This window comes from Tolypothrix sp. VBCCA 56010 (assembly GCF_050875635.1).
GTDB lineage: Bacteria > Cyanobacteriota > Cyanobacteriia > Cyanobacteriales > Nostocaceae > Hassallia.
This window is the reverse complement of sequence record NZ_JBPAOH010000258.1, coordinates 1-6051: the sequence shown is the minus strand read 5'-3', so window position 1 is coordinate 6051 and position 6051 is coordinate 1. Positions and strand designations below refer to the sequence as shown.

Here is a 6051-nt window from a genome sequence, read left to right as displayed (position 1 = left end):
GTTAAATCACCCCGATTTTTGGTAGAGACGTTCCGCCGGAACCTCTCTACTAAAGACGTTCCGCCGGAACGTCTCTACGACGGATGCCATATATTATTCTAGTTATGAAATCATCAAATTGCTGATAAATAAAATTTGTCAAGATGATTTTGAACAGTTTTTATTAATTACCAAATAAACCAATATAAATTAAAATAAACCGAATAAACTAATGACAAATAAAACTATTAGATAATATTGACTTATTACTAATTTCATGCTGTTACTAATAACATGTCACAGTTTAAGCGTTGTCTAGCAGAGTTTATAGGAACATTCTGGCTAGTATTTGGTGGTTGTGGTAGTGCAGTATTAGCAGCAGCGTTTACAGCAGAAAATGCAAATATTGCTGAGAATATAAGATACCCTTTAGGCATCGGATTAGTTGGAGTTTCTTTAGCGTTTGGTCTGTGTGTATTGACAATGGCTTATGCGATGGGTCCTATTTCTGGGGGTCACTTTAATCCAGCGGTTTCGATTGGACTTTGGGCAGCAAAGCGCTTTCCCGCATCAGAGCTTTTGTTGTATATTGGCTCTCAGGTATTTGGAGCGATCGCTGCTGCCGGCATTCTCTATTTAATTGCTTCTGGTAAACCAGGATTTATACTTAGCGGTTCAAATCCCCTGGCAACTAACGGTTTTGGACCCGATCATTCTCCTGGTGGCTATTCGTTGTTTGCTTGTTTTATTACCGAGTTAGTTCTCAGTTTCATCTTTTTGATAATTATCTTGGGTGCTACTGACTCTCGTGCGTCTCAAGGTTTTGCTCCCATTGCCATTGGTTTAGTATTAACACTGATTCACTTGATTAGCATCCCCGTTACTAATACATCGGTGAATCCAGCTCGGAGTTTGGGTCCTGCGGTTTTTGTGGGTGGTTGGGCGATCGATCAGTTGTGGCTATTTTGGACAGCACCAATTCTCGGAGCTTTTTTAGCAGGAATATTCTATTATCAGCTTTTGTCAGCATCGAAACCACAAAGGTAGTTTTATAAACTCGTAGTGGGCACGAAGAGTGCCCGAATAAAGGGATAAATCGCTTACTACGGTGTAACGCAGATTTAGGCGGTGCAAATCTGCGTAATATCAAGTTCGGTTAATTACTTGTAAAAAAACTGGCATTGCATAACCGTGGAATGAATCATAGATACGTAAGGAGTGGAAGTCTCTATAATATGTTCAATTTTTGACGTATAATGCAAAATCATCGTTTTTTAATTAGGCGATCGCGCAGTGCGATCGCTCTTTTTGGCTCAAACCATAACAATCGCATGTCGCGCATTCTTGTAGCTTGGCGCGATTTTCTTGTGATGGCAAGTCTATGTAGTTGATCCCCGCTTGGAAGTAAAAAATACAGAATTTATTTATATTGCTTGTAGTTCCTTGTCAGTAATCGGCGATCGCCCTATAACCAGAATTTATGTGACTAACATCACCCCGAAAACAAATGCAAATCACGTCTACCACATTCGGTTATCACTTAGCTTGGGAGGAAAATAAATCATACGCTAAAACGGAAATAGTGGTTGAGTGATTACTTGATGATTGTGAGGTGTGACTATGCTGGAAAAATTATTATTAGCGGCTGTTCTAACTTTTGCACTTAGCTTATCTGCCAAGATGAGTTGGTCTTCACCTCAGACTAGTGGGGAGGTCAACTTGCACAATCATGCAGTTTTCACTTTAACCGAGCGGAATAACTGAATCTATACAGCACTACAGTCGGCGATAGACTCATATCAAGGATCTAGTGGGTGCTTGATACTTTCAGCTGAGTTATAACTGTGTCAACCTTCAAGGGGCGAACTTCGTAAGTTAAGAAAGATTTTGACACAGATTATGAAAAAGCCAGCTCTATCCACAGTCGTATTTTTAAGCACAATTAGCTTGACAACCGTCGCTCAAGCTGCAAATTCCGAACATATTAGACAGTTGTTAGCAACCAAACAATGTGAAAGCTGCGATTTAAGCGGTGCTGGTTTGGTGCTAGCAGACTTATCTGGAGCCAATTTGAGCAAAGCCAATCTAAGTGGTGCAAACCTCAGCCGTGCCAACTTGAGCGGTGCTGATTTAACAGGTGCAAACTTGAGCGGTGCGAGTTTATTTGGGGTTAACCTCAGCGGTGCGAAACTTAATAACGCAAATTTGCTGGGTACTGACTTGAGAAATACCTATCTTGCGAACGCGGAATTAAATAATGTCAGCCTTAACAATGCTAACTTGCAAGGAGCAGTTGGTATACCATTGCAAGCAGCCAAGCCAGAAGAATTTTATGCTTGGGGTGTAGCAGAAGCGCAAAAAGGCAACCAACAACAAGCAATAGATTATTTCAATCAAGCGATCGCTATTAAACCAGACTTTGCCGGCGCTTATCTCGCTCGTGGTGTCGCTCGTTATCAAATTTTAGATAGACAAGGTGCATTTCAAGATGCTCAAATAGCTGAAAATTTGTTTAAAACTAAAAACGACAATCCCGGAATGCAAACAGCACAAGCATTTATTCTCGAACTGAAAACACCTCAAGGTAGTAAAGTAACTACCGGCAAACCTAGTTTAGTTGACTTTTTAGGCGGAGTTGCGTCAGTATTACTTCAGTTCTTTCCCTTTTAGGGCAATGGGCATGGGGCAATGGGCATGGGGGAGGCAGTGCGGTCTTGGGGTCTCCCCAAGTGGAGCACCTGCCGTCATGGGGCATGGGGCATGGGGTATGGGAAAAAGATTTGACTTTATTCTCACGTTCCCATTGCCCATTAAACAATTGCCCAATGCCAAATGCCCAATCCCCAATGCCCAATGCCCAATGCCCAATGCCCAATGCCCAATGCCCAATGCCCCATTCCCAACAAATGACTATATCTGCCCAATTGTGGAAAGCAAATCAAGATTTAGCGCAAGCTTGTTTAGAGCATCCTTTTGTTCAAGGCATTGCTGATGGTACGCTAGATCCGCAGAAGTTCGCTTACTATGTAGGACAAGATGCTTTTTTCTTAGAAGCTTTTGCTCGTGCTTACAGTATCGCTGCTGCGAAAGCACCAGATTGGGCAGGATTTATCATATTTCACAATTTAGCAACTGGAGTTTTGCAAGAATTACAGCTACATCAAAGCTATGCTAAAGCGTGGAAAGTCGATTTGCAATCTGTTGAACCACAAGCAGCTACTAGGCGTTATACTGACTTTTTATTAGCAACCGCTTGGGGTGGAGATGTTGGTTTAACTGCTGCTGCGATGTCTCCCTGTATGCGTTTGTATGCGTTTTTGGGACAAGAGTTAGCGCGTAATGGCATTCCCAATCATGAGTATGCAGACTGGATTCGCACTTATAGCAGCGCAGATTTTCAGCCACTCGCAGAACAATTAGAAAGTTTGGTGGAAAGTTATGCTACTGCTACTACCTTAGTACATTCAACTTATCGTTATGCGATGTTGTGCGAGCGAGACTTTTTTCAAGCAGCATGGGAAGATAATTAGAGCAATGCGATTTGATATATATCCGTTGAATTAATTTTACGTCGTAGAGACGTTCCACACCGAACGTCTCTACAATATATATGATACGCTTTTGGCGCGAGACAACCAAACAGAGCGAAAATCTTCAGATAGTGGTAGTTCTTTGAGAAACTCTCTTATGGGGATGATGGAAATTAAATTATGCAGTTAGAAAATTGAACTGAAAATTTTTACTGTCTAGACGTTGCCTGAGAACGTCTGGCTTGATAAATTAAAGATTTCATGGCTTAATTTTGCAACAAAGTTGTGAACACAAGCTACACGTTGCGACGCAAATCTTGTGTTACAGTTTGTGATATTTTGAAGTAACCACACAAAAGAAGCACTAAAACAAAGACGATGGTGCTAAAGGGAAAAAAATGTCAGAAAATTTGAGAAGCCAAATTGTCACTCAAGGGGTACAGCGATCGCCTAATCGAGCGATGCTACGTGCTGTTGGTTTTCAAGATGAAGATTTTACCAAGCCAATTGTCGGTGTAGCTAATGGTTATAGTACCATTACTCCCTGCAATATGGGCATAAATCAACTGGCACTAAGAGCGGAAGCTAGTATTAAAAGTGCCGGAGCGATGCCGCAATTATTCGGTACAATTACTATTAGTGATGGTATTTCGATGGGAACTGAGGGAATGAAATATTCCCTGGTGTCACGAGAAGTAATTGCAGATTCGATTGAAACTGCTTGCACTGGGCAAAGTATGGATGGTGTACTTGCCATTGGTGGTTGTGATAAAAATATGCCTGGAGCCATGATTGCGATCGCTCGCATGAATATCCCGGCTATCTTTGTTTATGGGGGTACAATTAAACCCGGACATCACGATGGACGCGATTTAACTGTTCTCAGTTCTTTTGAAGCTGTCGGACAATACAGCGCTGGGAGAATTGACGATAAGGAACTTTTAGAAGTTGAACGCAAAGCTTGTCCGGGTGCTGGTTCGTGTGGGGGAATGTACACAGCGAATACGATGTCTTCCGCTTTTGAGGCGCTGGGTATGAGTTTACCATATTCCTCGACGATGGCGGCAGAAGATGCAGAAAAGGCAGATAGTACAGAAAAATCAGCATTTTTCTTAGTCGAAGCAATCCGCAAGCAAATTCTACCCAGCCAAATTATCACTCGCAAATCTATCGAGAATGCCATTTCGGTGGTTATGGCAGTCGGTGGTTCCACAAATGCAGTATTGCATTTTTTGGCGATCGCACACACTGCTGGTGTTGAACTTAATTTAGATGACTTTGAAATTATCCGCGCTCGCGTTCCCGTTTTGTGCGATTTAAAACCCAGCGGACGTTATGTAGCTACCGACTTACACAAAGCTGGTGGTATTCCCCAAGTGATGAAAATGCTACTTGTGCATGATTTAATTCACGGGGATGCTCTCACCATCACCGGACAAACAATCGCGGAAGTCTTGGCAGATATACCATCAGAACCATCCCCCAACCAAGATGTAATTCGTCCTTGGGATAACCCGATGTATCGTCAAGGACACTTGGCTATTCTCAGAGGAAATCTGGCGACAGAGGGAGCGGTAGCGAAAATTACAGGCGTAAAAGTCCCGAAAATTACGGGAACTGCACGAGTATTTGAATCAGAAGAATCTTGTTTAGATGCGATTTTGGCGCATAAGATAAATGCAGGTGATGTTATCGTCATCCGCTACGAAGGACCAAAAGGAGGTCCGGGGATGCGGGAGATGCTAGCACCCACCTCAGCAATTATCGGTGCTGGTTTAGCTGATTCGGTCGGGTTAATTACAGATGGACGATTTTCTGGGGGTACATATGGGATGGTAGTTGGACATGTGGCACCAGAAGCAGCAGTTGGGGGAGCGATCGCCCTTGTGGAAGAAGGTGATACCATCACAATTGATGCCCATGCTCGACTGTTGCAATTAAACGTATCCGATGAAGAATTAGCCCGTCGTCGTGCTAATTGGCAACCTCGTCCACCTCGCTATACTAAAGGTGTGTTAGCAAAATATGCTAAGTTAGTATCTTCCAGCTGTCTCGGTGCATTGACAGACTTAGATTTGTTTTAACAATTGGGTGTAGTTCGTTAATAGACCTCTCTGGTAAACCTCTCTCCTGCCAGGAGAGAGGCTTTGATTCTCCCCCTTCCCTTGTAGGGAAGGGGGCTGGGGGGTTAGGTCTCTTGGTATATTTGACTAAACTGAAAATCGTTAGACTCTTTAATGAGGTTCCAAGACTCTTTAATGAGGTTCCAACACTCTTTAATGAGTATCAAAGACTCTTTAATGAGGTTCCAAGACTCTTTAATGAGTATCAAACACTCTTTAATGAGGTTCCAACACTCTTTAATGAGGTTCCAAGACTCTTTAATGAGTATCAAAGACTCTTTAATGAGGTTCCAAGACTCTTTAATGAGGTTCCAACACTCTTTAATGAGTATCAAAGACTCTTTAATGAGTATCAAAGACTCTTTAATGAGTATCAAAGACTCTTTAATGAGTATCAAAGACTCTTTAATGAGTATCAA

Annotated in this window: 7 protein-coding genes; 6 read left to right on the top strand and 1 reads right to left on the bottom strand. The window is 42.3% G+C overall.

Annotated elements, in window-relative coordinates:
- The first annotated feature begins 273 nt into the window (after window positions 1-273).
- The 3 genes from aqpZ to AABK37_RS39785 all read left to right on the top strand — a co-directional run bounded on the left by aqpZ (window position 274) and on the right by AABK37_RS39785 (window position 2649).
- Window positions 274-1026: an aquaporin Z gene (gene aqpZ / locus AABK37_RS39795; RefSeq protein ID WP_432556905.1), complete on the top strand. Its 753-nt coding sequence runs from the start codon at window positions 274-276 to the stop codon at window positions 1024-1026.
- A 209-nt stretch (window positions 1027-1235) separates the two neighbouring features.
- Complete coding sequence (locus AABK37_RS39790) at window positions 1236-1370, top strand: hypothetical protein (RefSeq protein ID WP_432556904.1); 135 nt, start codon at window positions 1236-1238, stop codon at window positions 1368-1370.
- A gap of 508 nt (window positions 1371-1878) precedes the next feature.
- On the top strand, window positions 1879-2649 hold the full coding sequence (locus AABK37_RS39785; RefSeq protein WP_432556903.1) for a pentapeptide repeat-containing protein: 771 nt from the start codon (window positions 1879-1881) through the stop codon (window positions 2647-2649).
- Here the strand turns inward: AABK37_RS39785 and AABK37_RS39780 are convergent.
- A complete protein-coding gene (locus AABK37_RS39780) occupies window positions 2626-2790 on the bottom strand; it encodes a hypothetical protein (RefSeq protein ID WP_432556902.1) in 165 nt (54 codons plus the stop codon). The two genes, AABK37_RS39785 and AABK37_RS39780, sit on opposite strands and share 24 nt — an antisense overlap.
- 95 nt (window positions 2791-2885) lie before the next feature.
- On the opposite strand from AABK37_RS39780, the gene AABK37_RS39775 reads away from it, so the two are divergent.
- The 3 genes from AABK37_RS39775 to AABK37_RS39765 form a co-directional block, all read left to right on the top strand.
- Window positions 2886-3509, top strand: coding sequence for a TenA family protein (locus AABK37_RS39775; RefSeq protein WP_432556906.1), 624 nt, complete (start codon window positions 2886-2888; stop codon window positions 3507-3509).
- Between the two features lie 398 nt (window positions 3510-3907).
- A complete protein-coding gene (gene ilvD, locus AABK37_RS39770; protein ID WP_432556901.1) occupies window positions 3908-5593 on the top strand; it encodes a dihydroxy-acid dehydratase in 1686 nt (561 codons plus the stop codon).
- 122 nt (window positions 5594-5715) lie between these two features.
- Window positions 5716-6051, top strand: a 336-nt coding sequence (locus AABK37_RS39765; RefSeq protein WP_432556900.1) for a hypothetical protein, incomplete at its 3' end; no start/stop codon positions are given.

Coding starts and splice junctions, on each gene's coding strand:
- ilvD (WP_432556901.1), top strand. CDS start 3,908: ATGTCAGAAAATTTGAGAAGCCAAATTGTCACTCAAGGGGTACAGCGA.
- aqpZ (WP_432556905.1), top strand. CDS start 274: ATGTCACAGTTTAAGCGTTGTCTAGCAGAGTTTATAGGAACATTCTGG.
- AABK37_RS39790 (WP_432556904.1), top strand. CDS start 1,236: ATGCAAAATCATCGTTTTTTAATTAGGCGATCGCGCAGTGCGATCGCT.
- AABK37_RS39785 (WP_432556903.1), top strand. CDS start 1,879: ATGAAAAAGCCAGCTCTATCCACAGTCGTATTTTTAAGCACAATTAGC.
- AABK37_RS39775 (WP_432556906.1), top strand. CDS start 2,886: ATGACTATATCTGCCCAATTGTGGAAAGCAAATCAAGATTTAGCGCAA.
- AABK37_RS39780 (WP_432556902.1), bottom strand. CDS start 2,790: ATGGGCAATGGGAACGTGAGAATAAAGTCAAATCTTTTTCCCATACCC.